Annotated in this window: 7 protein-coding genes; 2 read left to right on the forward strand and 5 right to left on the reverse strand. The window is 39.2% G+C overall.

Going from position 1 to position 23,066, the window contains the following annotated elements; genetic code table 11:
• Nucleotides 1-1,052 precede the first annotated feature (1,052 nt).
• The 4 genes from C9J45_RS11815 to C9J45_RS11830 all read right to left on the reverse strand — a co-directional run bounded on the left by C9J45_RS11815 (nt 1,053) and on the right by C9J45_RS11830 (nt 20,598).
• Nucleotides 1,053-17,678 carry a GEVED domain-containing protein gene (locus tag C9J45_RS11815; RefSeq protein WP_107292560.1) on the reverse strand — a complete coding sequence of 5,542 codons (16,626 nt, stop codon included), beginning with the start codon at nt 17,676-17,678 and terminating at the stop codon, nt 1,053-1,055.
• 334 nt (nt 17,679-18,012) lie between these two features.
• Entirely contained in the window at nt 18,013-18,666 is a 654-nt protein-coding gene (locus C9J45_RS11820; protein ID WP_107287499.1) for a transcriptional regulator, read from the reverse strand.
• A gap of 215 nt (nt 18,667-18,881) precedes the next feature.
• The gene (locus tag C9J45_RS11825; RefSeq protein ID WP_107246424.1) at nt 18,882-20,171 is read right to left on the reverse strand and encodes a serine dehydratase subunit alpha family protein; all 1,290 of its coding nucleotides are present in this window, start codon (nt 20,169-20,171) and stop codon (nt 18,882-18,884) included.
• 46 nt (nt 20,172-20,217) lie between these two features.
• Nucleotides 20,218-20,598, reverse strand: coding sequence for a RidA family protein (locus tag C9J45_RS11830; RefSeq protein ID WP_008989716.1), 381 nt, complete (start codon nt 20,596-20,598; stop codon nt 20,218-20,220).
• Nucleotides 20,599-20,924: 326 nt separating this feature from the next.
• On the opposite strand from C9J45_RS11830, the gene C9J45_RS11835 reads away from it, so the two are divergent.
• Both C9J45_RS11835 and C9J45_RS11840 read left to right on the forward strand, forming a co-directional pair.
• A complete protein-coding gene (locus C9J45_RS11835) occupies nt 20,925-21,701 on the forward strand; it encodes an AzlC family ABC transporter permease (RefSeq protein WP_107206761.1) in 777 nt (258 codons plus the stop codon).
• A gap of 14 nt (nt 21,702-21,715) precedes the next feature.
• Nucleotides 21,716-22,096: an AzlD domain-containing protein gene (locus C9J45_RS11840; RefSeq protein ID WP_107206762.1), complete on the forward strand. Its 381-nt coding sequence runs from the start codon at nt 21,716-21,718 to the stop codon at nt 22,094-22,096.
• 402 nt (nt 22,097-22,498) lie between these two features.
• On the opposite strand, the gene C9J45_RS11845 is transcribed toward C9J45_RS11840, so the two are convergent.
• Nucleotides 22,499-22,699 (reverse strand): hypothetical protein, encoded by a 201-nt coding sequence (locus C9J45_RS11845; RefSeq protein WP_006644747.1) that lies wholly within the window; start codon nt 22,697-22,699, stop codon nt 22,499-22,501.
• Nucleotides 22,700-23,066: the final 367 nt, after the last annotated feature.

Consider the following 23,066-nt stretch of genomic DNA (forward strand, 5'->3'; position numbering starts at 1 on the left):
TGAACACCGTCATTATTTTCATCTTTAAATTGGTGGGCAGGACCATTTGAGGACAACATCGTTGCATAAGATGGCCATACAGTGGAATTATATTGTTGATCTGGCGCATCCCCCAAATCAACAGGCTCATACCCATCTAAAACATCAAAGACAGTGATAAACATATGATAAGGATCATCTATGTCACCTTTTCCATCACCATGATAACTGTTTCCCGTATCTTCGGCTCGTGGGTAATCGTCACCCTCATCATAAGCGGTATAGTTTGGCCAGTATTTGATGGTACTTCGATTAATATTACTTTCAGTATTATTTTGACTATCAAGCATTGAATGGTCATCGTAAAACTCTATCGGATTCCCAGCGTTAGCACAGTTATTTTCCCATTTAGTGAAATCATGCCACCATTCATTATGGGAACCTTCCCCATTAAAGCTCCACCCCACATGACGACCAGCAACAAGTGCGCGAACAGAACCGTTTACATTTATCTCATGAGAAATACGATTATTTGAACATTTCACCGTTCCCCTTGGTATTGGCCCTTCTATGTCGTGACCGCCTCCCATTGTGCTATCCCAAGACCAATTAAGATTTGCCATCGTACAATAATCAGTATCCATTGCTTGGTATTCAAAAATATAGAACGACCACGGTATCGTTTCACCCGCGGGTATATCACGCCCTTCGTTAAAAAAACAAAACTTCCAGCGCATATCACCGTGATTTGAATGTCCTGCCATTGATGGCAAGACGCCACCAAAAAGCAAAAACATTAATGAAACAATACGTAGACAATTCTTCAGCATGTTTAAATATCCATAATAAAGTTATGCACGTGATGCTGTGTTATAACAAAGTTGACTTTTTTATTTTTATTTTTATTTCTCTATCTTTAATATAACTGAGTAGATAAAAATAAAAGAATCAAATTTAAGAAAAAAGGCGTTAATGAAAACAACAAAAAAGAACAAAAAAATAAACAATTATTAAATTTGATAAAATTATTAAATTTAATAATTAAAAATAGTTTTCAATAAAGAGTCTTAATATTAATCTTCAATTTTAACGCGATATGATATTTCTCCACGTTGGCCTGGAAGTAGTTGCCCTGTTAATATCCAAGATATATCACCTTGATAACCGGTTTGATTAGCACCATGGACTGTATCAACATTACAAGGTAAAAGGGTACTGCATGTAATCGGCTCACTTAATTCAGTAAATGGCGGTGTTGTTTCAAAAATAACAATGTCACTAATTGGCCCCGTCCCTACATTAGAATACGTAACAACATATTCTAAAATATCATTCGGTGTACCTTGATTACTTAATACGTTTTGATTATCTGTTGTTATATTATTTACGGTTAAAGATAGCTTTAATTCACCAGATCCCGAATAAGTAACTTTAATCGTGTCAGATACAACTGCTTGCTTTATCAACTGTGTCATAAAGGGAGAATTTTGAGCATAATCCACATCAGCCGTTATTTGATATTGATACTGTTGATCATTGGTTGCTGTCGATGGAATATTTACTCGACTAATTATACATATTTCTGTTGTTCCCGATACTGATTGAGCCCCACCTAAATTTATTTTTGGATCGGTCTCATCAATATTTAGATCACAGTCTTGATCATGATAAAGTAATACAACCCAGCCACTGGTAGCACTGTAGCGATTATCAGGTATAACGTTAAATGTTATATCTGCTTCTGTATTTAAATTAAATTTATGAGGAATTAATAACGGCTTTCCAGGTTCTGAAGTCTTGGTATGGCTTTCAGTTAAACGTGGCACTGTGACTTTACCAAAGTTTAGCCCTGTAATGTCATCACCTGCACTCGCGTTGATTGCCATTTCATTGTCAAACACACTCGAGCTTGAAACCTGTGAAATAGCACTAACGTCAGCCTCACTAATATCCACCCATTTAGATTGAGATTTAATATTTAGCAGTAAATCTTTATCGGCGTAATCAACACCTAGTATAAATTTATAGTATCCGTCACCACGTGTTGATTTCGCAGATATGACATCGCCGGCACTCACACCTGTAACACCAGAATCATTAAATGTGACTGTGACATCAAAGTCTTTAAGTCCTATTTCTGAGCTTGCTTTAATACCATCATGTGCAGTTGCTATATTTACACCGTTATCTTCAAACACATAACCACTAAGTACTATTCTGTTTAAGAGCTCAAATAAGTGATCCTCAACCTCTCCATCTAAGGCCTCTCCGTGTGGAGTATCACAGTTATTTGCTGTCGAGCAGAAGCGAATACGCATGGTTGTATCACCACTGTATCCAAATGCGCTTGCCGCATCGAGCTCTAACTGTAATGAATGTGTACCTGTCGTTAAGAAGGTGTCATCGTGTAAATGCTCATTAGGATCATCGAAATCAAAATCATTATTTAGATCAACCCAGATATTAATGTAGCCATTACCAACAACAGGGATACTCACCGCGGTCGGTGTTTCGACAATAATTGGTGAAGGAATGGCTAAGTCTTCATCATCATACCCATGGGTGTCATCCCCTGTTGCTAAAGAATGTACTTTCGCATTAAGTTCCGGATCCAATGATGTACCAAGTAAGAAGTCGCCTACCCCATCAGGTGTAACCGTTCCATCATTATTATTTTTGCTATCTAAATAAAGGTGCGATGCTTGAGCATATTGACTATCGCCATCACTAAAGTCTTTTGATTGATAACAACCTGCAATATCTGCTTTTTCAATACTTGTTGCTGTTGTCACTTTTAAGAAACTGACTTCTTTTGTTGGTATATTAATTCGATATAGTGCTGATTGACCCATCACATCAATGATGTTGTCATTATTTGAGTCATGATTACCACCGTTCGTCATGACATATAAATTGGTTGTAGTATCCATTAGGAGCCCCTCAACCTTCAAATTACCATTACCGTCTACTTGTGGGCTTGATAGCCCATTAAACGTTAAAGAATGAGTCGTGACTAAGCCGTTTGTTGGGTGAATCTCGTAGAAATTGCCTGCTTCTATATCCACAAAATAAATATTATGGTTAGTATCATCAACAGCTAAGTCTCCGCCTCCCGAAAGCGCTGTGACGCCATTCGGTAATTGAAGTGGCATAACGCTAAATGATTGTGTCGATGTATCTATTTTAATGATCGAAGTAAGATCTTGATGCCAAACAAAGAGGTATTGATTATCAGAAGAAATATCTCCAGCAGATGGCGCGGGAATAGATAGTGATGTGTTTAATATTTGCCCTTCCTCTAGCGATACAGTAGACCCATCACTTTTATTGATATCAACATTACTCTCAGCATATATATAGCCCAGATCAACCACACTTGTTGCGTCACGGTCAGTCACAAATAGATGAATATTATTTGTATCTGCATTAACAAATGTACCGTAAATAAAGCCTGTGACAGCATCAAATCCGATCGCATCAATATTCGATACGTTTGTTTGGTTAATGATAGTTATAGGATCAACAATGCCATTCATACTTATCGGCGTATTTGCCAAATCAATATTTTCTAACCGTTTCGACGCCGATACCTCTTGGGTATGAATCGTCAAATTACACGTCGCATTCTCATTCAGCTCATAAAATAGGAAACGATAATCCTCGACTTCACCTTTATTCGCAGTGCCGTATGTTTTATTACAAACGGTACTGTCACACAGCCTTACACGAAGAAAACTATAACCAAATGTCACATCAGACGGGATAGTAACAGGGAAAACATTCGTCCCATTTACTGCTGAAGATGTACTTATTACTTGCTCATTCGCATCATCCCAGTCACCATCTCTATTAAAGTCTAACCAACCATAGAGGTGGATAGGTTGGCCTGCTGCGGCAGTATCTGCTTGAACATCAATACTGATATTAAGAGTGTCACCACCTTTCGCATGCATTAATGAGAAGGTAACGCCATCTTCATCATCATAGTTATTTTCATCATCCGCCGTTGCTGTTGGGTTTTGTCCATCACCTAAATCTGTGTCCCACATGTTTCCTAAACGTAAATCAATTTGTCCATTATCATCATCATCAGACTGTACATGAATCGCGCCATTGTTTTCATAAGTCGTTGTATAGTCTCCGACTCCAGTGCCAGAGGTAAGATCAGGAGCATCACCAAGATCAGGCCCGAGTACATCTGGCGGCTCTGTAAAACAAGCTTTTTGTAAATTCCATGCCGCCCCCGTACTACCCGAGAAACCAAAACGTACCATGTTAGTATTAAAATGTGAGCGCAGATCATAGTTAATATCACCAATGACCTCACCATCAACATAGTATTTTAAGTTATTCGTACTTGGCTCCCAATAGAACTGTGTTAGATGATAACGTCCATCTTCGAGTTCACCGCTAGGCGCCGTTGCTGTTGGTCCACCGACGGCTTTTGGCGCCATCAATGTCGACGCCGTTGAAGGTGTTCTCAAATCACCATCTAAATATACTGCAGTGTGATCGATAAATTGTCGCCCGGTACTACTGTTACTGAGTTCATCAGTAAAGCCATTCCCTAAATTATCATAGGTATCAAATTCAACGACGACTGATGGAGATATAGGCCCAGTTCCTCCACCGCTCGCACCAACACCAACACCCAGTAATCCCCCCCAAGAGCCCGACGCATTAAAGCCTCTATCATCTGAAGTGATAATAAATGTCATACCATCAGCACCTGCTTCTATCGAGCCAGTTCCTTGATTACAGTTTTGGTTACAGGAACGATCCCCTAAATAAACAGCAAGTTCGAAATAAAGGCTTTTATTTAAATCCATCAGGTCGTAACTCCACAAATAACCTCGCTGGCTAGTCTGTGGTAACGTAATAATATATTCGTTAGTGGTCTCATCTAAGAAAGAAGCGTCTTTTTCATAGACTCTTGGAGCGATACAAATATCAGGCGCAACGGAAGTTACAACTGAAGGAGTAACGCTGAAAGTATCATCTTCACCGTTACCAAACCCATTATTGAAAGTAGCATCACTGTCTCTTACGTCTGATGACTCTATTTCACTATTGATTATTGATGGTGAGAGATTTTTAGATGCAAGTCTTATTGTCGCGTAGTCACTAAAACCAAGCCCAACAGCACCTAAGTCCAACATCCCCGTAGCATGATCATAACGACCATCCGCTAGAGGTGTTTCACCATCTCCTTCATACGCCCGAACAAATATATAGTCATCAGGAATGTCCAATAACACATTCGTGTTGAAGGCTATTGCAGGTCCATAATTTCTTGCTTGGACAACAACATTAAATGGAATACCTTCTGTAACTGTACTACCTGGGTCTAAATCTAAGGTTAACTCTAAATCCGCCACAGGTTTGAGTGAAATAAGATGATCTTCTACTTCTCCATCAGGCGCACCACCATTAGGCTGATTACAATCTCTAAAGTTAGTACATACCCTTAAACGAAGATAAGTATCAATGGGTTGAACATCACTCGGTACTGAGAAATCTAAATCAACATTACCACTTTGTGAAAAGTTGAATGACTCTCTTTCATCAGAGTCGAAACTACCGCTTCCATCAAAATCAATCCAACCATAGATATACCCAGCCCCTGCAGACATTACAGGGACTTGCAGTGTTAACGTATCGGTATCGGATAGATAAGCAACGATCTCTGGCTGTGTGAAACCATCTTCATCATTGGTGTCTGTTGTATCATCAATATCGGCATTATCATTGGTGATTGCATCTAATTCAGGATCCACCAGCGAGCCAATCTTAGGTAAACCTGCGCTCATCTCATGCCTTGGACCATTTTGTTGCATGCGTGTCGAATAACGATTCTGCGGTGCATCGCCAAAATCAATATCAAAATTAGCATAACGACATAAAGCACTATCACCATTACCAGTACCCGTTGCTATCGTACTGACTTTTCCACCCACGACGTTAGGTGAAGCTGGTGTGCTGATATCAAACCGATAGTACTCGCCTGAGCTTTCAATATAGGCAAACATAATTCCATCACGATCAAAATAAATACCGTCAGCTCCAGCTGAGATATTCGTCTGACCATGATCAGTGACTGTAAACGTTGCATTGACGGTATTTAAGGTAAATTCTAATAAACGACCATTCTGTATTTGTTCAATTGCCCAATATGTTGAGGACGTTGGGTGTAGAGCAATATCACCTAGGCTATAGCCTGAGTTATTTGACACACCCACGTAATTTAGAAAATCTAATGTGGAAGAATTTATATTAATGAAATGGAAGGCACCGTTACTGTCCGTTAATACCAAAATATCATCGTCACTGACATCTCCCCCTGTAATAGATACTCCGCTTATCTCTGGTATCGTAAAACGAGATGCGATATATCCACTGGCGTTGATCATCATTAATTGTTGCCCGTTACCTTCAACTCCCCATAGAAAACTCTGGTAGGGGCTATAAGCCAAACTAACGATAGGATCAACGCCTGACTGATATTTAATAGAGGCTTCAGCCGCAACAATATCGACTTCATATAAATCAGAAATTGCTTTCGTCATCAGATAGCCAACTTTAGGACATTGTTCAAATGGAAAAAGTGTCACACGATCGGCAAAATTAGAGTTGGGTAAATTACCGTAGGCAAAACCTAAATCAATAACATTTGGGCTAGTTGAATAATGGTCGACTGGGTCTACGATTTGTTTATTTTCAACCGCCCCCGTTGAAGTATTAATTTGTCCATTACTTGGGCCATTGGCATTATCACAGGAGATAGAGGTAAACATTGCTGTTTCATATATTTTATACTCCTTGCCAAATAATAAATCGAATTGATAATAGCCAAGAGGATCATTAACAGTATCGCCTGTCACATCGGTATTTCCATCCGATGTCATCATAGTTTCACAGGTTCCATCTGTTTGGTTATAGAGCGTAACATTGACTGCACCAATACCTAGTTCATCATCATGTTTTACTCCATCATCTGTTGTGCCGTTATTATTACCATCATCATTAAAGACAAATCCAGAAACACGTTGAACGGCTGGTATATCTGCATATCGACAGACAGCGCCATCTGAAAGACTACCATCACCGGTACCACTCTGATCTCCTTCCCCAATAAATCCACCTAATGGCGTATTTGGATCGCTAATATCAAAACGCCATAATTGCGGTGTGTGTGAATTGGTATTTGCGTATAAATAGCCATTTTTATCAAAATATAAGGCCTGAGGTGCTTCACCTTCCCCAGGGAAGTTTGTGTTACCAAATTCTGTAATCGTCGCTGAGCCTGACAATGTATTTATGTTTAGACGAACTAACTTATTTGGTGAACCATCACTCAATGCCCAGATTTCCCCCGTCGTTGGATGAACAGCAATGTCACCAATAATTGTGCCAATATCACCAGAGGAAGTACCTAGTTGTTGAAGGTAGGTTAATGAAGAAGGGTTTAAATCGAACAGTGAAACAATAGCGTTTTTAACGACAACTAAAACATCATCATTGGTAACAGTAGCAATACTTGCTGTTGGTAAGTTTAATGCAAGTTGCATTATCCTATCGCCATTAGCATCAATTGCGACCAAATCACCTGAAATCTGGGTATCGACAGCGAAAATCATTTGCTGTCGCACACTATAACCCATAGATGCCATAGCTGTAGTGCCGTCAATAAATGTTGTCAACTCGCCAGTGGAAAGATCGAGAGTAAATACATCTGTTTCTGTAGACGTATTGTCTGAATAATATGCGGTTGTTGAACATACTGAATGAGGAGCAGGTATCACTCTATCACCAAAGTTTTGGTTAAGAGAGTTACCATAAGCCTGACCTAAATCGATGACATTGGCTGTTGTAGATAAATGGTTTGGAGGATCGGCTATTTCGCTATTTTCTAATGCGCCCAGTGTGGTATTAATACTGCCGCTTGATGGTGGACCCGTTGCGCAGTTTAATGTGGTAACACCATAGGTTTCATATATCTGGTATTCTTTTTGATATTCTAATGCAAATTCATAGTAACCAATATCTTGTGAATTTATACTGCCATCACCATTAGCATCCGTGTCGCCTACAGCCGTTTCAACAACAGTACACAGATTGTCTGTCACATTATATAACGTTACCCCAACTCCGCTAATACCTTGCTCGGTACTATCCATAGACCCATTTTGAATTTCGAAACCACTGACTAATGTCGTATTATCATCATGGAAAACATAACCCGATACTTTTTGTACCTTTGGTACTTCCGCATAACGACACAAGGTACCATCATTATAATCAGTCGAGGCGCTAGGTACGGCAAAAGTTCCTATAAAGCCACCTTTTAAATCTGGGTTTAATGAATCTGAAAGATCGTATCGCCAAACTTGATATTCCCAAGGTGTGGTGGTTTCAGCTCCAGAAACGATAAACAAAGCCCCTGTTTTATCAATAAACTGTGCATCAGGCGCATTAATGTTGTTGGGGAAGTCAATCTCTCCTAGATCGGTTATCGATGTTTGTCCTATCGTAGCTGTTGATGTGAGATCAGTAGCAATATTTAGTTTTAATAAATGGCGATTAGTATCTACCGCAAAAATGGTACCGTCAGGGTGAATAACCAGATCATTGATATCATATCCAATATCATTTTGCGCACCGCTACCATTGTTATCGATGCGTGTTAAATAACTTTCTCGGGCTGGATTAACGTCATATAACATCACTTTTCTGACCGAATTGATGCCAGAACTTAAATGATTACGCGTTACTGCGATCAAAATATCATCGTTCGTCACCGCCAAAGCAGAAACAATTGGTGCATCAACATCAAAGCGCAATACAGGCTCACCGGCGCTGTTTAAAGCAACGATATCGTTATTTCCGTTTTGCAATATAGAGAAGAGTAAGTTTTGTCTTACGCTATATCCAATTGCTCGGTAGATAAAAGAACCAGAGGTATTAACATCGCTCAGCTGGCCATTAGCATAATTAATATTATGTAAGTTAGTATCGAAACCGTAACCTGTTGCAAAATACAACGTTTCATCACATGTGAGAGCGTTAGAAAAACTAATATCAGCAAAGTTCATACCTTCGATACTAGAAGTTAGTGATGGTATATGAAGTATATTAGTCGAGCTTGATAAGTAACCTGTTGGATCTTTGATTTGCACATTACTTAATGCACCAGTCACCGTATCTACACTACCACCAGATGGTGCTGACGCACTACAATCAATGGTGCCAACACCTGCTGTTTCATACAGTTTATATTCCTTATTAGGCTCAGCTTTAAAGAAATAGTAACCAGCACTATCTATATTACCGTCATTATCAATATCTTGCGTACCATCAGAAGTATCTATCTGAGAACAAGCATTACCAGCAACATCAAATAACGTCACCGTTATATTTCCAATCCCTACTTCTGCGGTATCTTTCACGGCATTGTGTTTCAACATACCATTCGGATCAGTTGTTAACGTATCTTCAAATACGAAACCCGATATTTTATTGAGTTTAGGCACTTCGACAAATCGACATAAGGCCCCGTCGTGGTAACTCGCTGTTGGTGATATTTTTTGAAAGCGCCCTATAAACTCACCGTTCAAATTCGGGGCATTGGAGTCTGAAATATCATAACGCCAAATTTGATAGTAATAAGGACTCTGAGATACCACTCCTGACACGACATAAAGCGAGCCACTACTATCCATGAAATGTGCATCTGGCGCTTCAATCGTCGCTGGATAATTCGTCGTACCGACTTCCGTGACTGTCGTCTGCCCTAAAGAGCTCGAACTTAAATCAAGGTTTATATTTAATTTCAGCAGCTTAAGCGAATCGTCAATAGCAAAAACACTACCATCAGGATGAATAGCAATATCGCCAATAGTGTAGCCGATATCATTTGTTGCTCCGTCACCATTAGTATCAATACGAGACAGATATGTGCTTCTTGCCGGATTTAAATCATACAGCAATATTTTACGAACAGAATTGATGCCTGAACTTAAAAAATCTCTAGTAATGGCAATGAGTATATCGTCATTTGTAATCGCTATTGCCGACAAAGAAGGTGCATCCACACCAAACCTAAGAACGGGCTCACCTAGGCTGTTAATCGCGATAATATCATTCGAACCTTGCTGCATGATCGAGAACAACATATTTTGTCTAGTGCTGTAGCCAAGTCCACGATACATAGCGACTTCTGATAGCGTTACATCTGTAAAATTACCCGTGGTTAAATTCACATTGTGTAAATCAGTATCCGTGCCTGAGCCAATTGCAAAATATGGTGTATTGTCACATGTTAACCCTTGTGTGAAAGGAACATCTGCGAAGTTTTGATTATCAATATTTGTCGTTATCAGTGGAATATGAATAACATTCGGGGAACTAGAAAGGTAACCTGTAGGATCGGCTATTTCAGCACCAGATACAACTCCTGTTGCAGCATCTTGAATACCTGCAGATGGCTCACCTAAACTACAATCGATAGAACTAGCATTCGCGGTTTCAAATATTTTATATTCTTTGCCGTGCTTACCATCAAAGTAATAGTAACCAAGAGGGTCTGTAATACCATCACCATTAATATCGCTTGAACCATCTGACGTATTCACCTGGTAACATATATTTTCGGCAACATCTAACAATGTGATGGTCACACCGCCAATACCAACTTCTCCACCATCCATTTGTCCATTATGTTTTTGGAATCCATTGACGCCAGCGGTCTTTGTATCAGTAAAAACATAACCAGATATTTCTTTATTTGGCTCTACACCATTATAACGACAAGAGGCTCCATCTATGTTGTCATTGGCTGAAAATGTATCAGTGCCCATTAACTCCGCACTTAATGATGGGCTATTCAAATTAGTAATATCTAACCGGAAAGTTTGATGCGCACTTGCCCCCTCCATGACAACAAATAGATAACCAAACTTATCAAAATATAAGGCTCCCGGATTAGTACCATCACTTCCATTCGGTAAGTCCGTTTCACCAACATCGGTAATAGACTGTGCATTAACCCCCGTGCTATCTAATACCAACTTATAAAGGTGCGGACGGTCATCATAAGAAAGCATCCACAACGACCCATCTGTCGGATGAACAGCAATATCACCAACATTAATGCCGATATTACCGGAGCGTATACCGACTTCGGTGAGATAAGATGATGAATTAGGGTTCACGTCGAAAAAGCGTAATTGCCGACCTAGCGCATTATTAGTAACAAGCACCAAAATATCGTCATCAGTCACCGTCGCTACTGTTGTTTGAGTCGGTACATCAGCATTGGATATTCTTGCCACCGTATCACCTTGTGAATTGAGAGCAATGAGATCATTGTAATTGGCAGACACCCCCCATATTCTTTGCTGTCGCACACTGTATCCCATGGCGTGAACGGTCGCAGCTGATGAGCTGTTTATGTTGGTACGCCCACCAGAAATTAATTCTATTTGACTGTAATTTGTCGCCGTTGGGGAATTATTTGAAAGATAAGCGGTAATACTACAGGTATCAAATGGTTGACTGGCAACAAAGTTACCAAAATTATTGTTAGTGCTATCGTTATCGACTATTCCAAGAGCGATTTTATTCGGCGTTATTGAACCATAACCAGAAGGATCAGCGACATCGTTATTCACCACTGAACCCGTCGATTTATCCACACTTCCAAATGATGGCGGTCCCGTTGAGCAATCTATTGTTCCGGCATCTGCTGTTTCATAAATTTCATATTCGTGACCTTTACCTACAGTGAACTGATAATAACCTGAACCGTCAGTTGTTGTTTGTTGACAGACTTCATCAGTTAAATCATAGAGAGTGATAGTCACACCCGATATGCCGGGTTCACCAGCATCTTTTGACCCATTCTGCCTTGATACGCCATCAATATCTTGGGTCAATTGGTCTTCATAAACATAACCAGAAATTTGTCTAGGTGGAGGTACACTCGCATAACGACATAATGCACCATCGGTAGAAACATCATCTATAGATACCGTTGATGTACCCACTAAAACTGCCGTCGACGATGGGTTGCTGGCTTGGAAACAAACCATATCCATGGTTGACGTTCCATTACCGTTACCACCATTTACAGCCCCACTTAATCCATATAAGTTATCGTCGACATCGATAAACAAAGAATCAAAGTCTCGATTAAAGCTGTTGGAGAGGCTACCCACGCTTGATGTAGTAAAAGTACCCGTCGTAAAGTTAATCGTTATTCTATTTACTTGTCCATTAACAAAAACAGCATAAATTTCCCCGGTGCGAGAAATCGCTATGTCATGAAACATATTTGATGAACTGGAGTTCTGACTACCAATACGTTGTAAATAGTTTTCAGAGGCTGGATTAACATCGTATAGATAAATCGTTGTTGACGTGTTGTCACTTACTGTGAGTATTAATACATCATCATTGGTGACATCCCCCCCAGTAATTTCACCAGAGGCCATTGAAACACTGCTGAGGTTTGCGATTACCGTTCCGCTAGCGTCTAAAGCCTGAATCGTATTTGTCGTATTGTTTACGCCCCAAATCACCTGTTGACGCATACTAAAGCCTAAGGCAGAAAAAGGGTCGTCAATCGGTGATGGCGATATCAATCCCGTTTGCATACCTAATAGCCCCCATTGATTATTCGGAGCATTATTAAGGGCTGTATATGCTTTAACTGGGCATGATGAGAATAGGTTTGATACTATTTTGTCAGCAAAATTGACATTCGATTGTTCACTTGTCACGGTGCCAAGAGAAATTGTATTTGTTGATGTAGAAATATATCCGCTTAGATCAGAAATAGAATTATTACTTACAGAGCCATCAAGCGTACTAACAGTACCAAATGTTGGTGGCCCACTACTACAATCAGGCGCGGAGGTGAGTTGTCCGGCCTCAAAAACAGTGTATTCATGCCCATTAGTTACTGTTTTACTCCAGTAACCGATATCGACATCAAAAGAGCCATCGCTTGTTGACACCGTATAACAACTTCTATTTCCGTTACTCGGATCATATTCATAGATGAGAACATTTACGCCAGCTATACCGTTTTCATTACTCTCTTTTGTACCATTGTCAGCAACACCACCACCATTGCCATCATCCTCAAAAACATAACCAGAAAGCTGACTATATGTATCAGTAGTGACTATGGCAGAAGTTTCTGCATATCGGCACCGAGCACCATCGTTAACCGTTGCAGTTACACCGTTTCCAACTAGCTGTGCATTTAAGTTTGGTGAAGCGGGTGAGGAAATGTCAATCCTCCACAATTCCCCTGTACCATTAATACTCGCATATAGTGATCCATTATCATCAAAATAAAGCGCCCCCGGACCATCACTATTTCCTCCTCGAGGAATATTATCTATTGAGCCCATCGGGGTTTTTGATGCCGTATAATTATTCAGATTAACGTCGATCCTAAAGAGCGTCATGTTATACCATCGAATAGTCCAAATTGATTTATCTATTGGATTTATAGCAATATCACCAAGATCAATAGGACCAAGTGTGTCGCTCATACCTAGCTGAGTTTTATAGGTTGGAGAGTTTGGGTTTACATCAAAGAAATGAACACGACGGCCATTATGTTGAGAATCCATCATGATCAATATATCATCGTCAGTTACATCACCCGCTAAATATTGAATTTGATTATTAGGGTTGTTTGCTGCCCAGAAAATACCAGGTACGTCAAACCTAAAGATTTCACTTCCTGAACGATCAATTGCAATAATATCGCCAGCATTCATACCCCATAAAATATTCTGCCTAACACTGTGACCGACACCAGTAATAACTATATCCTGAGTATTATTTACTACAGTTTCGGTACCATTTAATAGGCTAATTTCATACATATCTGATGGGGCATTTTTAAACAGATACGCTTCTGAAGAACAGACTCCAAATGTAAATTGATATGCCTTATCGGCAAAATTTTGATTCGATAAATCATCATTGACCGTACCTAATTCAATCACATTAGGTGACGTCGATATATAGCCAGAGGGATCTCTTATTTGAGCATTTGTGATAGTTGTTCCATCAATAACCGTGCCTTGAGAAGGAGGGCCAGCCCCACAATTGGGTGCGACAGTCAGAGGTGCTGTCTCATAAAGAAAATAGGCATCGCCCGGGGTAATTTCAAATTCAAAGTACCCTTTATCTAAATCATCAACAACGCCATCATTATTTTGATCGGTATTGCCATTAGACGTTTGAACAAACAAACAACTATTCTGAGTTTGATTATAAAGTGTTACGCCAATACCACTGATACCAGCTTCAAAACCGTCTTTTATGGTATTGTTTTCAATACCACCACCGAATCCATCATCGTTAAAAACATACCCAGAAATGCTGGTTGGCTCTACTGTAATTAAATAATCTTCAACCTCACCGTCACTGACACTGCCAGTATCTATCATCGTATTTTGGCAGCCTGCAGTTTGAGAACATACCCTTACACGCATATACGTGTTTCCACTAAGGGCATTATTGGGGACGTTGACAGAAAAAGTATTGGTACCTATTAGGCTAGAGGCGTTACCTGTATCACCCGCTGAAAAAATCACTTCTGAGCTGTTATCAAACACGCCATTTTGATTCCAATCTACCCAACCTTTAACATAAACGCCTGATAAATTCGTTTGGGGATCACGAGATACTTTCACATCAACAGACATCGTTTGCCCTGCCTTGAATATCGCAGGGAAGGTCACGCCATCTTCATCATCAGCGCCATCTTCATCATCGGCGTTGGCTGTCGCACTTTGTAATGTACCTAAATCGTTATCCCAAATATCCCCTAAGATTAAATCAACCTGCCCATCATTATCATAGTCATACTTTCTATGAGCAGGACCACCATTTGCCGCGGTCGTCTGATAATTCCCCGTACCTGTTCCACTATTTGGATCAGGCGCATCACCAAGGTCATTTTCAAACGCGTGAACAACGGCTTCACCCAGTGTTGAGAAGAGCATTCTAACATTGTGCTCCTCACACATATTAACGGCGCCAAAGTTCCACTGAACAGCAATACCATTATCGGTATTTACATTCGTATTCAACTCATTGTTTAATGTATAAGGACTACTCTTCAACAAATTTTTAGGACTGCCATAATGTCCTGAGAAGTAATTGACCCAAGACGTATCTAATTTCAGATACCCCATAAATTGGTCACTATTAGAATAATTTTTTGTTACACCAACAACATTATATTGACCGGAACCATCAGGTTGATAGTTGGCTGCATTATAAGGGACAGCAAACGCACCCCCATTATCTCCACCACTTAAATACGTATCAAAGCCAACAGAGACTAAAATATTATTTGTATTAGAACCGTTAGCTGACTCAAGCAAAAATTTCGTATCATAGAAAAGCTCACCAGCAACATAACTAATACGTGTTGTTACACGAATATCATTGCCATCGTAATTATTATTACTATTTCTATCCCAGTACCGAGTAGACCATACAGTGAAAGGATCTAGTGCTGCCCCTGAACCTGTCACGTCGGTTATAGTAAAGCCTCTCATTTTACTCGCCCCACAGCTAACTCCTGATGATGAGACCCCATCAGATAACCACAAGAAAGGAGCTGTAGAGCCACAACTTATATTGTTGTAAGCATAGCTTTGCCTCTGTCCGTCTTTTTGTAATGCAACTCCCCCTGTCACCAGATGTTTTAAGACTAATGGCGAGCTTGAGATAACAGTATTGGTAATTGGACTGCCATGACTAGCGTTTGGTGTTGCATCAGAAAGCGGTGAGAGGTCACAAGAATAGATGGAAAGCACTTGAATTTTTTGATCTTCAACTTCACCATCATCAGCACTACCTGTTGGGGAGTTACATGAAGTGTCACTAGAACAGGTTCTAACACGGATGAATGTATTTCCAACCATTGCTCCCGTTGGTATTGTAAAAGCGTATGCTTGACTATTTGCAACAGCTGAGGGTCTATCGACTATTTTTTCACTATTTTCCCAAACACCATTTTGATTCCAATCAGCCCAAGCATAAACTTGTAAACCGTTTAACCCTGAATCGAAGTCTTTCGTCGTTGTAATCGTAATATATTCAGTTTGCCCTGCTCGTACTGAACTATTTAAAGCAATACCGTCTTCATCATCAGAGCCATTATTATCGTCTGCTGTTGCATCGGCATTTTGTAACGTCCCATCATCAGTATCCCAACTGGTACCCAACATTAAATCTACCGTACCATCATTATCAATATCTTTTTTAAGATGAGAAGCTCCTGAATTTGCAGATAAAGTTTGGTAATCGTTAGTACCTGTGCCTGATGTCGTATCGGGTGCATCACCATAATCAGCACTCTCTACAATAGTAATTTTGTAATCTTCAACCTCACCAGAAAGGTAGGGAGCATTTGGAGACATTAATGGCTGAGTACACTGACTAGCAGCATCTTCAATACAAATTCTTACTCGGAGATAAACATCACCTGTTAGCGCAGATTCAGGAATTGCAAGTGAGTGGAGCCCTGTGTTGTTAGAAGGATAAACATCAAATCTCGGGTAACTTAATAAAACCATCTCATCGGAAAAATCGTTATCTTTATCGTAATCGATCCAAACAGCGGCGATACCATAGTCTGTATTCACACCAGGGGCATCACTGTCGTAAGACCAATTAACGATGAACTCTATATTGCCTCCTTTTTCAAAGGTTGTACCAGATGGGAAAGTAACACCATCATCTGTATCATTACCAGAACAGGTCCCATTAAGAGTATAACCAACTTGATTATCATCGGAGGTCGCCGAACTATTTAAGGTTACGCCATCGCTTATCCAATCATCACCATCCCAACACGACCCTAATCGTAAATCAGTAACACCATCGTTATCTTGATCATACAATTTGTGAGAGGGACCACCATTATTTGGATCTGTCACATAAGGAGATGGCGCATCAGATAAGTCCCAAAGCTCATACCCTGACAATGTATCAAAAACAGTGATGAACATATGATAAGGATCATCTATGTCGTCTTTTCCATCACCGTGATAATTGTTTCCGGTATCTTCGGCTCGTGGGTAATCGTCACCCTCATCATAAGCGGTATAGTTTGGCCAGTATTTGATGGTATTTCGATTAATATTAGCCTCAGAGTAATCTTGACTATCAATCATCGAATGATCATCGAAAAACTCAATCGGATTCCCAGCGTTAGCACAGTTGTTTTCCCATTTAGTGAAATCATGCCACCATTCATTATGGGAACCTTCCCCATTAAAGCTCCACCCCACATGACGACCAGCAACAAGTGCGCGAACAGAACCGTTTACATTTATCTCATGAGAAATACGATTATTTGAACATTTCACCGTTCCCCTTGGTATTGGCCCTTCTATGTCGTGACCGCCTCCCATTGTGCTATCCCAAGACCAATTAAGATTTGCCATCGTACAATAATCAGTATCCATTGCTTGGTATTCAAAAATATAGAACGACCACGGTATCGTTTCACCCGCGGGAATATCACGCCCTTCGTTAAAAAAACAAAACTTCCAGCGCATATCACCGTGATTTGAATGCCCAGCTTCAACTGGAGACGAAAAAATCAAAGCAAAAAGAGAAAAAAGCAATAGTATTGTTGGTAATAATTTTACCGACATCGATTTCTCCTCTAAATATGAGACCAATAAATAGCTTATATTTAGTACGCAAAAAAAATGACAGCAATTAACTATTTGAAATTTAATGAAAATAAAAAAAGATTATTCTCAATATTAGTATGATTCTTATTTCGCAAATTTGTTGTAGAATTTTTTGATGTGAACAAAATTTTAATAGAGCATTAAAACCTGAGGAAAGTATGAATAGAATGGATTGCTATTGTAAAACTTAAAGCTATTAACAATAAATATAAAAAGGAGACTAGATTAGATTTATACGCCTTCAAAAAAATCACCTGAAGGCATATTAATAAGAACATTCACAATGTATATATCATGCTTCGTGGGCACGAATTTCACGCAAATAGCGATAAATAGTATGGATAGAGATATCTAATCCTTTCGCTGCAATTTGGGCACTATCTTTTAGATCAAAAATGCCTAATTCATGCAAACGAGTCACTATCTCGCGGCTTTTTTTCGATGGTGGAATATTGCTATCATTCACCACTTGCTCTCGCACATTCTCAATTGAACTGTGCATCATTTCATCATTATTTCTTGCGAACGTTTCAGATGTTACTCCAAACTCAAAATGCGAATGGATATTCGGTAACAAACTTTGCATCATCGACTGAAACGGTGCGTCTAAATTAGAATTTACGCATAACATACCAATTGCTTTATTTTGTTTATTTCGAATAATGGTTGTTAACGAGCGTAATGTTTTACCATCAGGACTTTTGGTAATGTAAGCATCAGAAACATCTTTACCTTCATTCAGCTTCACTAACGCAATATTCGTGATTGGTGCACCAACTTCACGCCCTGTAATATGACCATTCGCAATTTTAATGATTGATGGATTATTTGCATCCAAACAATGTAGTAGCACTTCTGTATGCTCTCCCCACATTGCCGCAATACCATCAACGATATTCTCCATCGCACGGAGGATATCGTAATCGCTTTCGGTTAATTCATTCACGCTTGATCCCCTATTTGAACATAACGTTCCCAATGACTTCATTGCTATTATTGTATCAATAATAATACATTCAGAGTATCTACGTTTTTCTTTTTAAATGAAAATAAAGAAGCATTCAGAAAAACAGTACGGCTTTCCACAAATAGAAAAAGCCATTGCGTAATCATGTTGCGATAAACATGATTACTCGCAATGGCGCTTATAATTCTTGTTACTTATGCTGACATAATATCAATGATTGTTGCATCAGTATTTACCATACCAAATCGAACCATCTTACCGACATTACGAATAGTTGTTTCAACATCTTCAGCAACAATGCCTTGAGATTGTGCTTCATGATTTTCAATCGCCATTAAAAAGCTCATTACCGCAGAGTTTGTTGAGCTTTTAACTTTCATAGCACACGTGGATTTCGCGCCATCACAATACATACCTGTAGTATCACTTAGGGTATTTTGAATCGCTGAACACATTTGCTCAAAATCACCACCGGCTAAATAAACCATACCCATAGCAGCCGCAGAGCTTGTTACTGCATTACCACAGAACGGTGATAGTGGCGGATAGAATGATTTCATATAAATAGCGCCAAGGTGGCTCATGATTAGCGCTCGCGCTAGTTGCTCTTCAGAAGAACCATAATGTTTAGCAATTCCAACTATCGGCATCGTTGCAGCAATACCTTGGTTACCACTACCATAATTACTCATTGCTGGTAATGTTGCACCACCCATACGAGCATCAGATGCCGCAGCTGTGCGCATTACGACATTGTTAATTAAACCATCGCCAAATAGCCCTTTCGCAATACTTTTTTGAATCGTTCTGCCTACCTGTAATCCATAGGCATGTTTTAAGCCTTCATCTGATAACGCACTATTCAAATCACGCGCTTCTAGAATAAATTTAATCTCTTCAAAATCAACGCTGGTAGCAAACTCATAAATACCTTTGATTGAGATATCGACACCTTCACACACAGACGCCGTTGATTTTGGTTTATCACTCGTATTTACATCAGAAGACGCATCAAACACAACTTTGTCGTTAAGCATTTTTTTCACAACTTGTGTATGACCACCGCTAATTTCAACTATCGCGACATCATCACCCGCTTTTGCTTCAACACAACAGTAAATAAACTCTTTAACGTCTTTACGACCTGCTTTAATTTTACCGTTATCAATCAGCAGCTGTGCTTTCTCGACATCTTCTGCCTTAATATTTACCAGCACTTCTAAACCACCGTTAGGGTTACCGCCAATAGCACCAGCAGCAGAAGCAATAGGTAAGCCAATACGGCCAGTACCAGGAACAAAAACACCCATCGAATTTTTAAACAGGTTATCAGATACCTTTACATCGAGTTCTTCAGGCTCTCGTCCAAGCAATTCAGCTGCAACAGCTGATGCATATGCGGCTGAGATCGGCTCTGTACAACCAAACGCAGGTTTAACAACTGTATTAATGATATCTTTGTATTGCTGCCATTGTGTATTCATAAGTAACCCCTAACGGTTTTATATTTATTGTTTAATGCAGATCTAATTATTTACGGTGTGCAATCGCTTCAATTTCTACAAGTGCACCCATTGGTAAATCTTTCACTGCAAAACAGCTACGTGCAGGGCACTCTGTTTTAAAGAAATCAGCATAAACCGCATTAAAAGCAGCAAAGTCTTCAATATTTGCTAGGTAACATGTTGTTTTTAAAACTGTATCCATGTCACCACCGCCCGCTTCAAGAACTGAACGTAAGTTAACTAATGACTGGCGAGATTGTTCTGCAATACCACCATCTACAATGCCACCTTTCTCTTTACATACTGGAAGCTGACCAGATGTAAAGATCAAATCGCCAAATGCATTACCGTGTGAATATGGACCAATTGCGTCTGGTGCTGATTTAGATGTGATTACTTTTGTCATGATTTTTATCTCGCTATCGAAAATTCAAATTTAGTTTAACCTTTAAAAATCAAAACTTGCAATTTTTTTTGCACCTAATATCAAGATCAATACTTCCAAAAATGAAACAACCTACGCAAAACACTGTTTTAAAAGAGATAAACGAAAAATAGTATCAAAAAACCGCCACTATATGAAAATATATTAATAGCTTGATAGTAAAAATGATTGAATAAAATATTGCATTAAAATATATTTGCAGACAAATAAGGCAGCAAAAAAAGATAATCACTCAGCTTAATTGCAAATTTTTTTTCATTTAACGACACAGAACAAATAGGCGCCGCATGAAAAAACAACTTATACAAGCAGGTTTAAAGGCAATCTTCCCGCTCTGCGTAGGGGCATTCCCATTTTCATTTATTGTGGGGGCAATCAGTATTAACGCAGGTATGGACGTTCTACAAAGTACGTTATGGTCACTGACTGTTTTTGCAGGCTCAGCACAGATGGTTGCGCTTGGTCTGGTGCAATCCTCTACTGAATTAATAGTGATTGCGTTAACCACCTTTGTTATCAACTTACGCCACATTCTATATAGCGCGTCACTGTCTGAATATGTAAAAGAATACTCCATGCCGACACGCGCACTAATGGCATACGGCTTAACCGATGAGGTATACGCAGCAACCGTGGGTGAGATGAAACATGAAAAACCAGGGCGTCATTGGTTTTATTTAGCAGCAATGTTTGGTTTTTGGGTGAACTGGGTTGTTGCTGATTTCTCTGGTGCCATGATTGGTTCGTATTTTCCTCACATCGCCGATTACGGTTTAGATTTTGCAATGGTTGCCGCCTTCATTGCCATCGTTATCCCACAAGTTAAAAATCGTGAATGTATTGTTGCCGCAGTGGTCGCAACAGTCACAGGGATCTTACTTTCAGGCCTTCCTTACTCACTCGGTTTAGTTATAGCAGCAGTCGTTGGTGTGTACGCAGGCTACAAAATGGATTTATCAACTGAGCATATGGAAGCCGAGCTGAAAGAAGAAGTTCGTCACGAAATGGAAAAAGAAGATAAAAAGCAAATAAATATTCAACCAATTAACGCAACTGCTGAATAATAAGGGCTACTATTATGGATTCTCATACACATATCGTTTTAAGTAATGAATTTGTAATTTACTTATCATTAGTCATGGCGGTAGCCACTTTTGTTATCCGTTTCGCGGTTATTGGTATGGCAGGACGCTTCAATATGTCTGAGCGTTTTAAAAAGACATTACGCTTTGTTCCTGTAACAGTATTGCCAGCAATCATTGCAGTAGAAATTCTAGGTAAAGGTTCAAACTTTGCCTTTAACCTTGAAAACCCGAAAGTACTCGCAGCGATTGTTTGTACTATCGTAAGCCTACGCTTTGGACTGATCTGGGTGGTAATTAGTGGCTTAATCTCATTAGTTATCTTCCAAAATTACCTAGAGCCAATTACCCAGTTTTTAACGCATTTCATGGCGTAACCATTAAAACTGATACACAAAAAAATCCCGAGTTTAACTCGGGATTTTTTTTAACTGACGTTCAACCAATAACAATTTTTTGATTCGGTTGCCTGTTTACATCAGTTCAACATGTAGCACAGTAGAAAAAATATGATATTAAAGACAATTCTTTATCATCCTTTCAAAACTAAATATCACCAGTGAACGTAAGCACCTTGAGATAACTGATTTATATAAAAGTAGCGAAGCATAAACTTATCTATTCTAAATGTATTTATATAAAGAAATCATTAATAGTAATGAACAGTTAATTTTTAATACCATAAAACAAAACAGCCCAAGATATAATAGTTATATTATTTCTTAGGCTGAATGTTATTCTCATAATCTATAGAAAGTATGAGTTATAATTTATCGTTTTTAGATGAAACGAATTTTTACTGCTTTTAGCTTATTGCTTGAATCGTCTAGAGAAAACTCAACCATACTACCAGATGAAGGCTGTGAATGACTGCATACTTGAGATGCGTCAAAACGAATATCGCCACCAAGATCGCTTGTAATTAAGCCAATCTTTTCTACTGGGTTGAAGCTACGAATAATACCTGTTTGTGAAGTCATAGTTATATTTCCTTTCAGCCCAAACAGCGCTTTAAATTAGCGGTTTTGTTTGTGGCTATCAATTTGAGTTCGAATAGTTAAAACCACCAATTAATAATAATTGCGGTAATTATCGTTTTACTCATTGACCTACTACTTCTGAGCTAAAAGATCACCCTTCTTTTAGCCGATCATTGCGCCTATCGTTTGCAACAATAACGAATAACAATGTTAGAAATGACGTTTTGATAAAAAAAACACATGAGGTCCGAGTAACAGACGAGACAGACATTAAACGCTAAATTTTATTCTGTAAATATTTTTATGTCTTTTTTTTGTAAAAAACTGTGGGTAACCACTGAATAAAAACCTTACTCATTGTTTTTTA

Source organism: Photobacterium sp. GB-1 (genome assembly GCF_003026165.1).
GTDB lineage: Bacteria > Pseudomonadota > Gammaproteobacteria > Enterobacterales > Vibrionaceae > Photobacterium.

Coding starts and splice junctions, on each gene's coding strand:
- C9J45_RS11815 (WP_107292560.1), bottom strand. CDS start 17,678: ATGTCGGTAAAATTATTACCAACAATACTATTGCTTTTTTCTCTTTTT.
- C9J45_RS11825 (WP_107246424.1), bottom strand. CDS start 20,171: ATGAATACACAATGGCAGCAATACAAAGATATCATTAATACAGTTGTT.
- C9J45_RS11830 (WP_008989716.1), bottom strand. CDS start 20,598: ATGACAAAAGTAATCACATCTAAATCAGCACCAGACGCAATTGGTCCA.
- C9J45_RS11835 (WP_107206761.1), top strand. CDS start 20,925: ATGAAAAAACAACTTATACAAGCAGGTTTAAAGGCAATCTTCCCGCTC.
- C9J45_RS11840 (WP_107206762.1), top strand. CDS start 21,716: ATGGATTCTCATACACATATCGTTTTAAGTAATGAATTTGTAATTTAC.
- C9J45_RS11845 (WP_006644747.1), bottom strand. CDS start 22,699: ATGACTTCACAAACAGGTATTATTCGTAGCTTCAACCCAGTAGAAAAG.